The sequence below is a fragment of the Bartonella sp. AS69XJJH genome, from assembly GCF_042195585.1.
Lineage (GTDB): Bacteria > Pseudomonadota > Alphaproteobacteria > Rhizobiales > Rhizobiaceae > Bartonella.
The window spans coordinates 71,268-86,945 of sequence record NZ_JBHIOO010000003.1; the positions used below are offsets into that span (position 1 = coordinate 71,268).

At 37.3% G+C, this 15,678-nt stretch carries 14 protein-coding genes and 1 other RNA gene; all 15 read left to right on the forward strand.

Features of this window, described 5'->3' with window-relative positions; genetic code table 11:
- Positions 1 to 1,063 precede the first annotated feature (1,063 nt).
- The 15 genes from ffs to ACFIK6_RS02380 all read left to right on the forward strand — a co-directional run bounded on the left by ffs (position 1,064) and on the right by ACFIK6_RS02380 (position 15,647).
- An RNA gene (gene ffs / locus ACFIK6_RS02310) (signal recognition particle sRNA small type) lies at positions 1,064 to 1,161 on the forward strand.
- Positions 1,162 to 1,383: 222 nt separating this feature from the next.
- A complete protein-coding gene (locus tag ACFIK6_RS02315) occupies positions 1,384 to 3,312 on the forward strand; it encodes a DNA polymerase III subunit gamma/tau (protein ID WP_375677319.1) in 1,929 nt (642 codons plus the stop codon).
- Positions 3,313 to 3,326: 14 nt separating this feature from the next.
- Entirely contained in the window at positions 3,327 to 3,650 is a 324-nt protein-coding gene (locus ACFIK6_RS02320; protein WP_375677320.1) for a YbaB/EbfC family nucleoid-associated protein, read from the forward strand.
- Positions 3,651 to 3,679: 29 nt separating this feature from the next.
- On the forward strand, positions 3,680 to 4,285 hold the full coding sequence (gene recR, locus ACFIK6_RS02325; RefSeq protein WP_375677321.1) for a recombination mediator RecR: 606 nt from the start codon (positions 3,680 to 3,682) through the stop codon (positions 4,283 to 4,285).
- Positions 4,286 to 4,334: 49 nt separating this feature from the next.
- The gene (locus tag ACFIK6_RS02330) at positions 4,335 to 5,363 is read left to right on the forward strand and encodes a YeiH family protein (RefSeq protein WP_375677322.1); all 1,029 of its coding nucleotides are present in this window, start codon (positions 4,335 to 4,337) and stop codon (positions 5,361 to 5,363) included.
- A gap of 550 nt (positions 5,364 to 5,913) precedes the next feature.
- Complete coding sequence (gene tsaB / locus ACFIK6_RS02335; protein ID WP_375677333.1) at positions 5,914 to 6,600, forward strand: tRNA (adenosine(37)-N6)-threonylcarbamoyltransferase complex dimerization subunit type 1 TsaB; 687 nt, start codon at positions 5,914 to 5,916, stop codon at positions 6,598 to 6,600.
- The gene (gene rimI, locus ACFIK6_RS02340) at positions 6,600 to 7,082 is read left to right on the forward strand and encodes a ribosomal protein S18-alanine N-acetyltransferase (protein WP_375677323.1); all 483 of its coding nucleotides are present in this window, start codon (positions 6,600 to 6,602) and stop codon (positions 7,080 to 7,082) included. The genes tsaB and rimI overlap by 1 nt, the downstream gene beginning before the upstream one ends.
- A 40-nt stretch (positions 7,083 to 7,122) precedes the next feature.
- Positions 7,123 to 8,499, forward strand: a complete 1,377-nt coding sequence (gene miaB / locus ACFIK6_RS02345) for a tRNA (N6-isopentenyl adenosine(37)-C2)-methylthiotransferase MiaB (protein ID WP_375677324.1) — start codon at positions 7,123 to 7,125, stop codon at positions 8,497 to 8,499.
- Between the two features lie 158 nt (positions 8,500 to 8,657).
- On the forward strand, positions 8,658 to 9,794 hold the full coding sequence (locus ACFIK6_RS02350) for a PhoH family protein (protein ID WP_375677334.1): 1,137 nt from the start codon (positions 8,658 to 8,660) through the stop codon (positions 9,792 to 9,794).
- The gene (gene ybeY, locus ACFIK6_RS02355) at positions 9,791 to 10,282 is read left to right on the forward strand and encodes an rRNA maturation RNase YbeY (RefSeq protein ID WP_375641612.1); all 492 of its coding nucleotides are present in this window, start codon (positions 9,791 to 9,793) and stop codon (positions 10,280 to 10,282) included. The genes ACFIK6_RS02350 and ybeY overlap by 4 nt, the downstream gene beginning before the upstream one ends.
- Positions 10,283 to 10,366: 84 nt before the next feature.
- The gene (locus ACFIK6_RS02360) at positions 10,367 to 11,392 is read left to right on the forward strand and encodes a hemolysin family protein (protein ID WP_375641613.1); all 1,026 of its coding nucleotides are present in this window, start codon (positions 10,367 to 10,369) and stop codon (positions 11,390 to 11,392) included.
- On the forward strand, positions 11,355 to 12,989 hold the full coding sequence (lnt, locus tag ACFIK6_RS02365) for an apolipoprotein N-acyltransferase (RefSeq protein ID WP_375641614.1): 1,635 nt from the start codon (positions 11,355 to 11,357) through the stop codon (positions 12,987 to 12,989). Before ACFIK6_RS02360 ends, lnt begins: the two co-directional genes overlap by 38 nt.
- Before the next feature lie 148 nt (positions 12,990 to 13,137).
- Positions 13,138 to 13,551 carry a helix-turn-helix domain-containing protein gene (locus ACFIK6_RS02370; RefSeq protein ID WP_375641615.1) on the forward strand — a complete coding sequence of 138 codons (414 nt, stop codon included), beginning with the start codon at positions 13,138 to 13,140 and terminating at the stop codon, positions 13,549 to 13,551.
- A gap of 129 nt (positions 13,552 to 13,680) precedes the next feature.
- The gene (gene metK / locus ACFIK6_RS02375) at positions 13,681 to 14,949 is read left to right on the forward strand and encodes a methionine adenosyltransferase (protein ID WP_375641616.1); all 1,269 of its coding nucleotides are present in this window, start codon (positions 13,681 to 13,683) and stop codon (positions 14,947 to 14,949) included.
- Positions 14,946 to 15,647, forward strand: coding sequence for a tRNA (guanine(46)-N(7))-methyltransferase TrmB (locus ACFIK6_RS02380; RefSeq protein WP_375641617.1), 702 nt, complete (start codon positions 14,946 to 14,948; stop codon positions 15,645 to 15,647). Before metK ends, ACFIK6_RS02380 begins: the two co-directional genes overlap by 4 nt.
- Positions 15,648 to 15,678 lie beyond the last annotated feature (31 nt).

A 15,678-nucleotide genomic window follows, 5' to 3' on the forward strand; every position in this document is an offset into this window, starting at 1 on the left:
AATATATGAAATCTTTTCTCAAATAATGAAAATTTATATATTGATCCGTCTTGTGATGAACATCAATGTTTTTTAATTAAAAGAACAAGCACTCAAAAAAAGAGCGATAACATCTACTCAGTATTTATATTCGTATATGTTAAAAGAAAAAATATTACGTATTTGATATTCTCATTCATTATAGAAATGAGGTGCTGACCTTATAAGATATTTAAGATATTGACTTATCATTATAAGACTTTGATTTTTTGATACTGAATTACAACCGCAAATAAAGTACGATCCTCCTAGCTTAAATCTGCATATTGAATCAATTAAAATCGTTTCCTTGAAAGTTACAAATAGGAGTGGTGTGTGAGTAAAAACAATTAAAAAAAAGGAATAAAAATGCTTCTTATAAAGCCTCTCAGGTGCAAGGGATCGCAACATTGGGATTTGTTAAATAGTATGAGGGCTCAAATGCATGCTTTTATTAAGTGTAAAGAGAGTAGTGCACAATGGATTTATACCTCAATGGAAGGGATTTATACCTCAAAGAAACCATGTATACTATTACGAGCGGGGTTTGAAATAGAGTATTGAGCAATAGCTCTTTAAAAAGCCTGTGAATGTACAACATTAAGTTATTCTGTTTGAGATGTTCTGTTTTGTGTGAGAGAAGCAACACCATTAAAGCAATATTTTATAATTATTTAAATAGCACTCTTCCCCCTAATTTTCGAATGTTAGCCAATTACATGATCTATCTGCTTTATTTGCTTCTTTGACTGTTGTAAATTTTTGATGGTTCAATTTCGTAAGTTTTAGAACAAACGTATCTACCTTAAAACTCTTACATATTTCAGCGAATGAGAATAATTATACATTCAAATTATCCTAAGCGAAAAAATATTTTCATACCAAATAAATATAAAGAGCTACTGTTATGAAAACTGATAAATCCACAGTCTCTTTGTTGTTTATATGTCAATAAATTAAACACAAAAGAAAATTCTTCATCGTTCTTAGGATATTTTTCGTTTCTGAGCTTGATTTTTCATTCCAAATCGACAATATGAACTTGGGAGGTTGGTGGTGGACGAACTACTCGCCAACTGGGTCAGGTCTGGAAAGAAGCAGCCCCAACGAGTTCTGGTACGGGTCATCGTTCCAGCCTCCTATTTTGCTGAAGAAATTATTTTTTATGCTGTCTTTTAGCGAGGTATTTTTAATCTTCAGAGCGGCATTTGTATGCAGCAAATGAAGGGATTTGATTATTTTTAAACAAATTATCCTATAAATAATTTGATTAAAAAAAAATCCTTTTATATGAGACTACAGTATTGATCTATGCTTTTGTATATCAAAATGTACGCATAAAAAACTTCGAAGTTGGAAATATTCATGGAAAATGTACCGGTAGAAACAGCCTATCGTGTTCTTGCTCGTAAATATCGACCTCAAAACTTCTCTGACCTCATTGGTCAGGAAGCTATGGTGCGTACTCTCACCAACGCCTTCGAAAAAGGTCGTATTGCACAGGCGTGGATGTTAACAGGGATTCGTGGCGTAGGTAAAACCACAACAGCACGTATTTTGGCACGCGCGCTTAATTATAAAACAAAAGATATTGACCAACCAACAACCGTATTGGACTCTCTTGGTGAACATTGCACACAAATTATCGAAGGACGCCATATTGATGTTATAGAAATGGATGCCGCTTCTCATACGGGCATTGATGATATTCGTGAAATTATTGAACAAATACGCTATCGTCCTGTTTCTGCACGTTATAAGGTTTATATTATCGATGAAGTACATATGCTCTCAACACAAGCCTTTAATGGTTTATTGAAAACTCTTGAAGAACCACCGTCCCATGTGAAATTTATTTTTGCCACAACAGAAATTCGCAAAGTTCCTATTACAATTCTTTCGCGTTGCCAACGTTTTGATTTGCGACGTATTGAATCAAAAGCTTTGAGTGCACATTTGCGCCAAATTGCGAAATATGAAAAGGTAGAAGTAGAAGATCAAGCACTCTCTATGATTGCCCGTGCTGCAGAAGGATCTGCACGTGATGCATTATCCATTTTTGATCAAGCGATTGCCCATGGCAATGGCAATGTTAATGCCATTGCGGTGCGTACAATGTTAGGATTAGCGGATCAAGCGCGTATTATTGATCTTTTTGAATTTATCATGAAGGGCGATGTTGTCAATGCATTACATGAATTACGCAGTCAATATGAGGCAGGTGCTGATCCTCTTACTGTATTGACAGAACTAGCCGATTTTAATCATCTGGTTACACGTTTACGTTTTACACCAGAAATAGTGGAAGATTCCTCGCTGACTGAAGAACAACGTTTAAGAAGCTTAAATTTTTCAAAAAAACTTTCCGTTCCTGTTTTATCCCGAAACTGGCAAATGTTACTCAAAGGTTTGCAGGAAGTTAATCAAACTGCACGTCCGCTTCAAGCCGCTGAAATGCTTTTAATTCGTCTTGCTCACACAGCTGACTTACCAACTCTTGATGAAGCTTTAAAAAAGCTTTCACAAGAAAAAACACCTCTCACACTGGTTAAAAACTCTTCTCATCAAGAATCTGCAAATGCAAATAATATAACAAAAGAAACAATGGTCGAAGCCCATGCTTCCTCGAGCATTTCAAATACATTACCAGATCAATCAGATTTAAAAAATCAATTAGATCATTCCTTACAACCGGAAAAATTTGTTAAAAATCAAAACCCTGACAACACAAAAACCCAAGAAGTAGCAGAAACTCTTGAAACTTCTCAATCTATTGATCTTTCTGAAAAGATTGCAAATTTATCGCATTCTGTCACGCAAACAACGGAAAAGATTACTCAACCTGAAACTCTAGTGATTAATTCTTTGCACGATATTGTTCAATTAGCCGAACAGCATAATGACACTCCTTTCAAACTCCTTGTTAAAGAATTTATTCATCCTGTTTCTTTTGAAGCTGGGCATATTACCTTAAGACTTTCTGAAAATACCCCTCAATTTCTTGCTCATGATATAGAAAAAAAGATATCTCAATGGACTGAGAAACGCTGGACGATAACTTTTGTTAATGAAGGAGGTGGACCAACCTTACAGGAGGAAAGTATAGCGATTCAAAAGACTCTTTTTTCCAATGCAGAAACAGATCCTGATATCGCGAAAATCCTCAACCATTTCCCAGAAGCAAAAATTGTCGATATTCGACTCAATAAAGAAGAAAATGATCTTGATTTACTCCCCAATACCTCTAAAAATGCTGATATTTTTAAAAATAAAAATGATATCAATGATGAATAAGGATACCTATTCCTATGCGTGAAATGATGAGCATGATGAAAAAAGCCAAAGAAATGCAAGAAAAAATGCAGAAGATTCAGGAAGAAATAGCTAATCTGCAAGCTACCGGCACTGCAGGGGGTGGTCTTGTCAATATCACTTTAAGTGGCAAAAATATTATAACAGCAATTCAAATTGATCCTTCATTACTCAAACCTGAGGAAGCTGAAATTCTTGAAGATCTCATTATGGCAGCTTATAATGAAGCCAGAGCAAAAATCGAAGTCGCAATAGAAGAAAAAACCAAAAGTATAACGGCAGGACTACCGCTCCCATCAGGTTTAAAGCTTCCATTTTAATGAAACGGATTTTTCCGTGGGACAAAAATATGTCTAAATACATTGCAGGACCTGAGATTGAACGTCTCATTCAGATTTTATCACGTATACCAGGTCTTGGTCCACGTTCAGCGCGTCGTGCTGCACTTCATCTTATCAAAAAAAAAGAGACATTGCTGGAGCCTTTAGGAGCAGCTATACAAGCAGCTATAGAAAAAGTCGGCATTTGTTCTGTTTGTGGAAATGTCGATACCATTGATCCTTGTTCAATTTGTACAGATCCTCGCCGCGATGATACAACAATTATTGTTGTTGAGGATATTGCTGATCTGTGGGCTCTTGAGCGTGCAAAAACTTTAGCCGCACGTTACCATGTATTGGGTGGACGACTCTCCCCCTTAGATGGAATAGGTCCTGACGAACTCAACATTGCCGCCTTAATACAACGTGTTGTACAAAATCCCATTACAGAAATTATTCTTGCTGTCAATGCAACCGTCGAAGGTCAAACAACTGCTCACTATATCACAGATCAGCTTTCCAATTTTTCAGTTAAAATTACGCGACTTGCTCATGGTGTTCCTGTAGGAGGCGAACTTGATTATCTTGATGATGGAACTTTAGCAGCAGCTGTACAAGCACGAACAAATCTTTAAAACTTTTTCTTCTTAACCTTTAGCTCTTTAATGACGGGGAAATATTCAAATGCTAAAGAAAAAACTCTTATTTTTCAACGACCTTGGTCCTGGTATTTTAGTATGTTTATTCATATCAGCTTTAGCGTATGGTTTAGAAGTCGTGGAAAAGCAGCTTTTTGGGCAAGCATGGCTTGAAAGTCTTGTTTTAGCAATTCTCTTAGGATCTGTTACCCGTAGTTGTTTTACTTTGCCAACATATTTTCAAAAAGGTATAACTTTTTGTGCCAAAACACTTCTTGAAATTGCTATCGTACTTCTAGGAGCAAGCATTAGCATTAACGCAGTGCTTTCAGCCGGTTGGAATTTACTTTCTAGCATCATATTCGTTATATTCGTAATGATTATCCTTAGCTTTGCCATTGGTCGAATCTGCGGGCTCTCTAAACATTTAGCAATGCTCGTTGCTTGCGGAAATGCTATTTGTGGTAACTCAGCTATCGTTGCCGTTGCACCTATCATTAAAGCTAAACACGAAGAAGTAGCTGCATCAATTGCTTTTACTGCTCTTTTAGGAGTTGTTATTATTTTACTTCTCCCTTTTTTATATCTATTTTTGAACTTGTCATTTAGTCAATATGGTGTGCTTGCTGGCATGGTAGTTTATGCCGTACCACAGGTCTTAGCAGCAACAGCGCCAATATCTTTCGTGAGCGTTCAAATTGCAACAATTGTCAAATTAGTACGTGTTCTCATGTTAGGCCCTGTTATTTGTATCCTATCCATTATCTATCATCGATCAGCACAAACACGCCTGCGTCTACATACCCTTGTCCCATGGTTTATTATTGGCTTTATTCTTATGATGCTTGTTCGCTCAAGTGGTTTTATCCCTGAAAAAGTACTTAATCCCATCAAACTAATTGCTCAGTTATTGACCGTCATTTCAATGGCAGCATTAGGACTAGGCGTTGATATTCGTTCATTGAAAAAAGCAGGATGGCGTGTTATCTTAGCTTCAACCTGCTCCATACTCACCCTTGGAGCTTGTAGTCTGATCATGATAAAATTAATCGATTTAAATCAGATAATATTTTGAAATAGCCCTTAAATACTTTTGCTTTTTTCAATGTAGCACACAATAAACCCCAATATTTGCTAGTATTAGGGTAGCCTTTTCACCAAACTAAGCTAACATTTCAAAGAATTCTCTATCATTCTATACAAAAAATTTCATGCGCTTTAATATAGTGCAGAAAGCTATCAAATTGCTTATAACTGAGTATCATAGTACTGAAATACATCATTCATTAAAAACTCTACTCTAACCAAAATCAAGTTTTTACAAAAGGCTAATGAATGTGCTCTTATTGGGAAAAACAAATGTGATCTCACGATTTCTTCCCTTCAAATGGTTGTTATTTGCTCTGTTATACAACAAAGCATAATGAAAATTAAATCTCCCCCACATTCAATAAGGAAAAGAATATTAAATATTGATTAAACATAATAAAAAACTTCAAAAAAACAGTGTTATCTATTTGTTTTATAAGTGACTTTAACTATTGCAAAATGTACAATAAAATAAAAAAGAGTAAAAAAATACAGCAGGCCTTTTGTTTATCATATTATTCAACTACAATATTTTCATGCTTATCCTTGCCATAGACACTGCTTCAATCTATTGCGCTGTTGCGCTTATTCGTCATAAATCTGTTATTGCGCGTATCAATGAGCGCATGAACAAAGGGCATGCTGAAAAACTTATTGGGCAAATTACACAAATAATGACACAAGCCAATATGACTCTTGATCAAGTTGAGCGTATTGCTGTCAATATTGGACCTGGGTCATTTACTGGTGTACGTGTCGGTGTTGCAACAGCGCGCGCTTTGGCATTAGCACTTGAGATACCAGCTATTGGAGTGAGTGCTTTTGAAGCGTTAGCAGCACAAGTAATAAACAGTAAAAGTACAGCATCAGCAATTACTGTTGTCATTGAAGCAGGGAGAGAGATGTTTTACCATCAAAATTTCCATAAAGATCTCACACCTTTGGGAGCGCCGGGATTAAAAACAATTGAAAATATCCTCGACGATTTGCCAAAAAAAACCCGTCTGACTGGCCCAGCTGCTGATGTCATTGTGGAACATATTAAAAACCATAAAATAAACGAAAAAATTGTCCTAGAAAAAATCCCCTGCGAAGCGGCTGATATTGTAAACTATGCTTATCTTGCTGCAAACAAACAATCAAAAAATTCGCCTCGCCCACTCTATCTACGCAGCGCTGATGCAAAGCAACAAACCAATTTTGCTTTACCACAAAAAAAATAATGCCCAAATTTTCATTGACAAAAAAGATTTTTAGAATTGCTCCGCTACAAATTAATGATAGTGCTCCTCTTCATCAAATTCATCAACATTGTTTTACCCCTTCTTGGGGGAAACAAGCTTTTGATAATTTCTTAACAGATCACTCTATCTTCGGATACAAAGTTTTTCTCATTGATCGCTCTGATCAAATTTTAGGCTTTTGCCTATGCCGTCTCATCCTTGATGAAGCAGAAATCATCACAATTGCTGTTCACCCTCATTATCGTCAACAAGGAATTGGTACCTTTCTTATCGAAAGCACAGTTCAGCATCTTCACAACAAAGGCGCTATAAAATTATTCTTGGAAGTAGAAGCCACAAACCTTTCTGCTTTGAACCTTTATCAACGCTTTGAATTTCAAAAAATTTCTGAACGTCTTGCCTACTACCCGTCAAAAAATGGTCGTGGTGATGCAATTATCATGCAAAAAACTTTTAAGTAAATAGATTGAGATTTGTGTAAAAAACATTTACACATGTGCCATGAATAAAGTAAATCCTAAAAATACACCTCCTGTTGCTCCGAAAAAGGTTTTTATCAAAACCTATGGATGCCAAATGAATGTTTATGATAGCCAACGGATGACTGATAGTCTCAGTTCGCAAGGCTATGTGACAACACAAATTCCCAGTGATGCCGATCTTATTCTTGTTAATACCTGTCATATTCGTGAAAAAGCAGCAGAAAAACTTTATTCTGATCTCGGTCGTTTGCGCGTTATGCGTCAAGAGCGCACACCTGATAAACCCCTGATGGTTGGTGTAACGGGTTGTGTTGCACAAGCTGAGGGAAGTGAAATCTTGCGCCGTGCTCCAACAGTGGATCTTGTTATTGGTCCGCAAATGTATCATCGCTTGCCAGAATTGTTAGAGAAAGCCAAACACGGAAAAAAAATTATCGAAACAGACTATGCTGTTGAAGATAAATTTGCTCATTTGCCGCCCCATAATAAACATGCAGTAAGAAAACGAGGTGTTAGCGCATTTTTAACAGTACAGGAAGGTTGCGATAAATTTTGCACTTTTTGTGTTGTGCCCTATACACGCGGTGCTGAAATATCACGATCCGTTGAGCAAATTACTGAAGAAGCCCTTCAACTCATCGAAGCGGGTGTCAAAGAAATTACGCTGCTTGGACAAAATGTCAATGGTTGGCATGGACAAAATGTTGATGGCAAAACTTGGCGTCTTGGCGATCTGCTTTATCATCTTGCAAAACTCGATGGTTTAAAGCGTTTGCGTTACACAACCAGCCACCCACGTGATATGGATGATAGCCTTATTGCCGCGCATCGAGATCTTGATATGTTAATGCCTTACCTCCATCTTCCTGTTCAATCAGGCTCAGATCGCATCTTAAAAGCTATGAACCGCCAACATAAAAGCTCTCATTATCTTCATCTTATCGAAAAAATTCGAACCGCACGGCCAGATATTGCCTTTTCAGGCGATTTCATTGTAGGTTTTCCAGGAGAAACAGATGAAGACTTTGAAGAAACCATTAAACTTATTCAACAAGTACAGTACAGTTCAGCTTATTCTTTTAAATATTCCCCCCGTCCTGGAACAGTGGGAGCCACAATGAAAAATCATGTTGATGAATCTGTAAAAGATGCCCGCCTTCAACATTTACAAGTCCTTCTCCTTGAGCAACAAAATGCGTTTTTGCGTTCTAAAATTGGTCAAAAAACGAACGTTCTCATCGAAAAACCTGGACGTCACTCTGGACAAATGGTAGGACGTTCCCCTTGGCTTTTACCTGTTGTCGTCGATACAGAAGCCTCTACAGGTAGCGTAATAGAAGTTAATATTAAAAATGCAAGCTCAAACAGTTTTGTTGGTGAAGTGACAAATAGATAAATATGCCTCTAAAACCTTGTTCACAATAAATATTTTGGAAAACTCTTTTATTTTAAAAGAAAATGATTACATCTAAAGCGTGCACTTTTGTAAAAAATTGTCTTTTATAAAGTTTACTTAACAAAATGTGCAATCTTTATGTAGATATGGAGAATAGGCTGAAAGCTTCAACCGAAAAAATAAAGCGTATTAAAGAAAAAGTAAATATGTCCCTTGAAAAGGCTGATACCTTAAAACAAACAAGCGCTTCAGATCTGAGCCAAGTTGTTTTGATTTTCGAAAATAATAAATATGCAAAAGCAGTTTTTGGTAAATTTGACGAAAATCTCGCTTATATCGAAAAAAAACTCGAACTTAGTATTCATCCGCGTGGTAATGAAGTATTAATCCGTGGAAATATTTCGGTTATAAAACGTGCGCAATATGTATTGCAGCAACTTTATGAACGTGCCAAAACACATCAAGAGCTCACTTTATCAGATATAAAAGGAGCGCTTGCTATGGCAAATATACCAAAGAAGCAGAAAGAAGACACAATAACTCACAAATCTGCAACGAAACGTATACCAGCACGGCTAAGTACCCATAAAAAAATAATTCATGCAAGAACTCCAACACAAGATGCTTACATACGCGCTATGGAGCATACTGAACTTGTGTTTGGTGTAGGACCAGCAGGAACAGGTAAAACTTATCTTGCTGTTGCTCATGCTGCTATGCTTCTAGAACGTGGTATCATTGAGCGAATTATTCTCTCGCGTCCGGCTGTTGAAGCTGGAGAACATCTTGGTTTTCTTCCCGGTGATCTCAAAGAAAAAGTCGACCCATATTTACGACCACTTTATGATGCTCTTTATGATATGATGCCTGCTGAAAAAGTCGAGCGCATTTTAGCTTCTGGTGTCATCGAAATTGCTCCTCTTGCCTTTATGCGCGGACGAACACTTGCCCATGCTGCTGTTATTCTTGATGAGGCACAAAATACTACGCCCATGCAAATGAAGATGTTCCTCACACGTCTTGGAGAAGGAACACGTATGATTATTACCGGTGACGTAAGCCAAATTGATTTGCCTACAGGGCAAAAGTCAGGTCTCATTGAAGCAATTCGCATTCTTTCAAATGTAGAAAATATTGCAATTGTACATTTTGATGAAAAAGATGTTATACGCCATCCACTTGTTGCTGCTATCGTTCGTGCTTATGATCGTGATTCCGAGATAAAAAATAAAAAAAAATCATTCACATGCGATGATGAACATGATGCATTAAAAAATGAGTTTGATTCATCATGATTATTATTGATATAATGGTTAAAAGCGCAGGGTGGAATGATGAGAAAATGCTTTATAATATTACTGAAAAAGCATTAATGACGACTATGCATCATGTTTCATTGGAAGATGTTGTAAGCGAGATTAGCCTGCTTTTTACGGATGATGAACATATGGCACAAATCAATGCACAATGGCGCAACAAAAACAAATCTACTAATGTATTATCCTTTCCTGCTTTTCCACTTAAAGCTGGAAATCGACCTGGTCCCATACTCGGTGATATTATTATTGCCCGAGAAACTGTTGTTTTCGAAGCAGAGAAAGAAGGAAAAACATTTCAAGATCATTTAACGCATATGATTGTTCATGGTATCTTGCATCTGCTTGGTTATGACCATGAAACTGATGATGAAGCATATAAAATGGAAAAGCTCGAAAGAGAAATTCTTCAAAAGCTTTCTATAAAAGATCCTTACGCAGAATTGTCTATCAATGATAAAATTTAACTTTTAAAATCAATATTACCAGCATACCATTTAAAGCCTCTTATTTATCTATTATAAAAAGAAAGTCTAGAAGATCTCAAAACCATGGCAAACAAAATAAATGCACAAAATAATAGTCAAGCATCTTCTAATAATGAAAAAGACCCCTCTCAACAGACGAATCATACAGAAAAATATTCCCTGATGAATCATTTATTTTCATTCTTACGTGGCCGTAATTGTGCATCGACATCACTGCGCGACGATCTTACCGTTGCACTCACGACTAACAATGAAAAAGATACCGACCTCTTCTCACCTGAAGAACGTACTATGCTGCATAATATTTTACGCTTACGTGAAGCACGCGTGGATGATGTTATGATACCACGTTCTGAAATCGAAGCACTGGAAATAAACACTTCACTTGGAGAAACCCTTAAATGTTTTGCAAAAATTGGTCATTCTCGCATACCTGTTTATGCTGAAACTTTAGATGATCCGCGCGGCATGATTCATATCCGCGATGTTCTTAACTATATGACTCGCTTTATTGTCAGCCCAACAAAAACTGACCAGAAATCCGATTTGCTTCAATTAAACCATACAGACTTACATACCCCAATCGGTGAATTGGATTTGATCCGAACAGTTCTTTTTGTTCCAAGTTCCATGCTTGCAAGCAAATTATTAACACGGATGCAAACTACACGAACACAAATGGCTTTAGTTATTGATGAACATGGGGGAACAGATGGTCTCGTTTCAATGGAAGATATTGTTGAGTTAGTCGTTGGGGATATCGAAGATGAACATGATAATGTTGACAATGCTATCGTACGTGAACCAAATAATAAATGGCTCGTTGATGCAAGAACTGAACTAGAAGATGTGGAGAAAGCTCTTGGTCCTGATTTTATTGTAGGGGAATATGGTGATGAAGTTGATACTATTGGTGGTTTGATCGTCTCCATTCTTGATCGCATTCCTGCCAAAGGTGAAATTGTCGAAGCTGTACCTGGCTATAGATTTCGTATTTTAGAAGCTGATAAACGCCGGATTAAGCGATTGCGTATTTTTCGCATTCCCCAAAATGAGAATCTTGAGAACAATGCCATCCCTAAAGAATAGTCCAGCGTTTTTAAACAATTTCATCGTTTTTTTGTCCTCTGTTACCGGTTGGAAGCGCCAAGCATGGATATTTCTGTGCGGTGCTCTTACTTCTTTTGCACTTCCACCCTTTTATTTGACACCTCTTTGCTTTTTAACTTTCCCTCTCTTTATTGTTTTACTTGACTCAATACGGGACACTAAAAACAATAAAAAACATTTTTTTACTTACGCTTTAAGCTGTGGAACCTTTGGTTTTAGTTATTTTATTTGCGGACTTTGGTGGCTATGCAATGCTTTATTAACAGATCCAGATTCTTTTGGTTGGGCAGTCCCATTAGCCATTTTAGGCCCCCCACTCTACCTTTCTCTTTATTGGTTTTTTTCTGGTTTCATTGTCGGTTTATTATGGACAAAAGGAATAGCACGCTTTTTTGTTTTAGCCTTTGCATTAGGATTGGCCGAATGGTTGCGTGCATTTTTATTCACAGGATTTCCATGGAATGCTCTTGGCTATACAGCCATGCCAACCCCTATGTTCATGCAATCTGATGCAATAGTAGGACTTTACGGAATAAATATTCTTGCTGTATTAGCCTACAGTTTGCCAACTGTTTTATTAACGGATGAAAAAAAGAAAGCAGCACTTTCTCTTTGCTTATCACTTATATTCATTCATAGTGGTTTTGGGTTTTATCGTCTTCATACTATAGAAAACACAGCTGAAAATCAAAAAAAATCTTATTGGGTGCGCATTGTTCAACCTTCTATCCAACAAAATATAAAATTGCGTGATAATACACGAGAAGCTATGTTGGAAGCACATCTGAATCTAAGTGCAATGCCAACAACCGATCAAAACTCAGAACCCGATTTTATCGTATGGCCCGAAGCTTCCGTTCCTTACCTTCTCTATGATAACTCATCTATCACAATGCGCATTGCCTCTCTTTTAAAACCTAAGCAATGGGCTATTGTCGGAGCAATACGCGCCAGCAATGATATACCTCATTCCCAAACACAATATTTTAATACAATTGCACTCATTAATGCTCAAGGTAATATTTTAAACACTTCCGATAAGCTTCATTTGGTTCCTTTTGGTGAGTATCTTCCTTATCAGAATCTATTGAAAAAAATTGGATTGCGTACCCTTGCCGATAATATTGGTGGATATAGTGCTGCAAGTGTGCGCAAAATTGTTACAATGCCAAACGGATTTTCTTATCTACCCTTGATTTGTTATGAAGCAATATTTCCCCATGAAATGACTTTTAAAGGATCCCCGCCTCAAGCAATTATTAATATTACAAATGATGCATGGTTTGGTGTAACACCGGGCCCCTATCAACATCTTCAACAAGCACAGCTTCGTGCAGTTGAACTGGGAATCCCCCTCATACGGGCAGCCAATAATGGAATATCAGCTGTTATTGATTCTTATGGACGAATCGTTGTAGCTCTTCAACAAAATGCTGTGGGCATTATTGATTCGCAAGTTCCATCATCCATTACCCCTATAGGAAGCAATGAATACAGAACTTTCTCTACTTTTATCTTATTCATCCTTATGCTATTGTGTCGTGTTGGTTTTGGTTTTACAAAACAGCTTAAGTGATTCAAGTGCTCCTTGTACGGTATTATGTTGCGTGTACCAGTAATATTGGGAAAAAATATTACATATTATTTTAATTATATGATAAATCAGCTTCGTATAAATATGATGTTGGTTTAGAAGAAAAGTGCTGGAAATAAAGAGTTGCATTATGACCGAAACTAAAAAAAAACCTGACCCTATAGATATCTATGTTGGAACTCGTATCCGTTTACGTCGTAATATTTTAGGACTCACTCAAGAGAAACTAGGCGAAAAATTAGGAATTACTTTTCAGCAAATCCAAAAATATGAAAAAGGAACAAACCGTATTGGTGCCAGTCGTCTTCAAGCGATAGCGGAAATTATGGATGTTCCTGTTTCTTACTTTTTTGATAAAGGTATTACCTCCCAACAAGTAGAGGGTTTTGCTGAAAGTGATCACAATTTTATAGACTTTTGTTCTAGCAGCGAAGGGATTCAGCTCATGCGCGCTTTTACAAATATATCTGATGCTAAAGTGCGTCGAAAAATTATTGACTTGGCAAAAGCGCTTTCTGAGGAAGATTTGACAAATAAGCTATAAATCAAAATTATATCTGTCCCCTTTATTCATATAAATTTGCATTGACGATTTGCTGTAGAATTAGCCAATCGTGACAACTTTAGTAAGCAATTAATTAAATCGTTGATTTTCTTTTTTGAAGGAGTTCCTATGCCGCATCAAGATTATCTTTTTACGAGCGAATCGGTATCGGAAGGACATCCTGATAAAATTTGTGATCGTATTTCTGATGAAATCGTTGATATGGTCTATAAAGAAGCTGAAAAGACTGGTACTGATCCATGGTTAATACGCGTTGCCTGTGAAACTCTCGTCAGTGTCAACCGTGTTGTTATCGCTGGTGAAGTGCGTGTTCCCGATACGCTATTAAAAAAAGATAAAAATAAAGAATTTATCTATGATGAAACTGGCTTTCCACTCATTAATCCTACGCGTTTTCGTACAGCAGCGCGCCGTGCTATTCGTACCATTGGCTATGAACAAGCAGGATTCCATTGGAAAACTGTTAAAATTGATGTTCTTTTGCGCCCTCAATCAGCTGACATAGCAAGAGGGGTTGATAATGCTACGGATCGGCATGGTGAAGAAGGAGCAGGTGATCAAGGCATCATGTTTGGATATGCCTGCCGTGAAACACCTGATTTCATGCCTGCGCCAATTTATTATGCGCATAAAATTCTCAAACTTCTTGCCGCAGCCCGTCATAAAGGAGAGGGAGAAGCTGGAAAATTAGGACCTGATGCTAAAAGCCAAATAACCATACGCTATAAAAATGGAAAACCGATAGAGGTCACATCGATTGTTCTTTCAACGCAACACCTCGATGAAAGCTGGGATTCTAACAAGGTACGTACAGTGGTTGAACCTTACATTCGCCAAGCTTTACATGATATTCCCATTGCGGCTCAATGCAGTTGGTATATTAACCCAACAGGAAAATTTGTCATTGGTGGTCCTCAAAGCGATGCCGGATTAACAGGACGCAAAATTATTGTGGATACTTATGGAGGTGCAGCACCCCATGGAGGCGGTGCTTTCTCAGGAAAAGATACAACAAAAGTTGATCGTTCTGCAGCTTATGCGGCACGCTATCTGGCTAAAAATATTGTTGCTGCTCATTTAGCAGAGCGATGCACCATTCAACTCTCTTATGCAATTGGTATTGCACAACCTTTATCTATTTATCTTAATCTTCATGGAACAGGAAAAGTCGATGAAAAAGTTATTGAAGAAGCCATTCGCAAAATAATGGACCTTTCACCTACCGGCATTCGAAAACATCTCGACCTCAATAAACCTATTTATGCGAAAACAGCTGCCTATGGTCACTTTGGACGTAAACCAAAATACGATGGTTCGTTTTCATGGGAAAAAACTGATCTCGTAAAAACACTTCAAACAATGATCCAAATCCCATGATTAAACATAATACACGCAAGAGTGAAGCATTTTTTGGACGCAGACAAGGAAAACAGCTTCGAAACAGTCAGCTTACACGTATAAAAATGCTTCTTCCCAATTTTAATATTGATTTAAATGTCCCTCCTCCCTCAAACCTTACATCCTTATTTTCAAGTCAAGTAAGGGAAATTCGACTTGAAATCGGCTTTGGTGGAGGTGAACATTTACTTTATGAAATGGAATATTTTCCAAAAACTGGTTTTATCGGCGTCGAGCCTTTTATCAATGGCATGGCAAAAATATTGTTGTCTCTTGAACAGCATCAAAACCATCAAAATCGTCTTCGCCTCTATAATGATGATGCTACACGCCTCCTTGATTGGCTCCCTGATAACTCTCTTGATGGAATAGATCTCTTCTATCCTGATCCTTGGCCAAAAAAGAAACACTGGAAACGACGTTTCATTAACATAAAAAATCTTAACCGTTTTGCTCGTGTTCTTAAAATAGGAAAAATTTTTCGCTTTGCTAGTGATATAGACAGTTATGTAAACTGGACTTTGTACCATTGTGCACAACATGATCACTTTGAATGGAAAGCTGAAAGCCCTCAAGACTGGAAACTCCCTTATCCACTATGGAAAGGAACCCGCTATGAAGCAAAAGCTTTACGCGAAGGACGAACGCCTGCCTATCTTATCTTTATCAAGAAATAAATGATCAAGCGCTTTTCTCATAAACAACTTG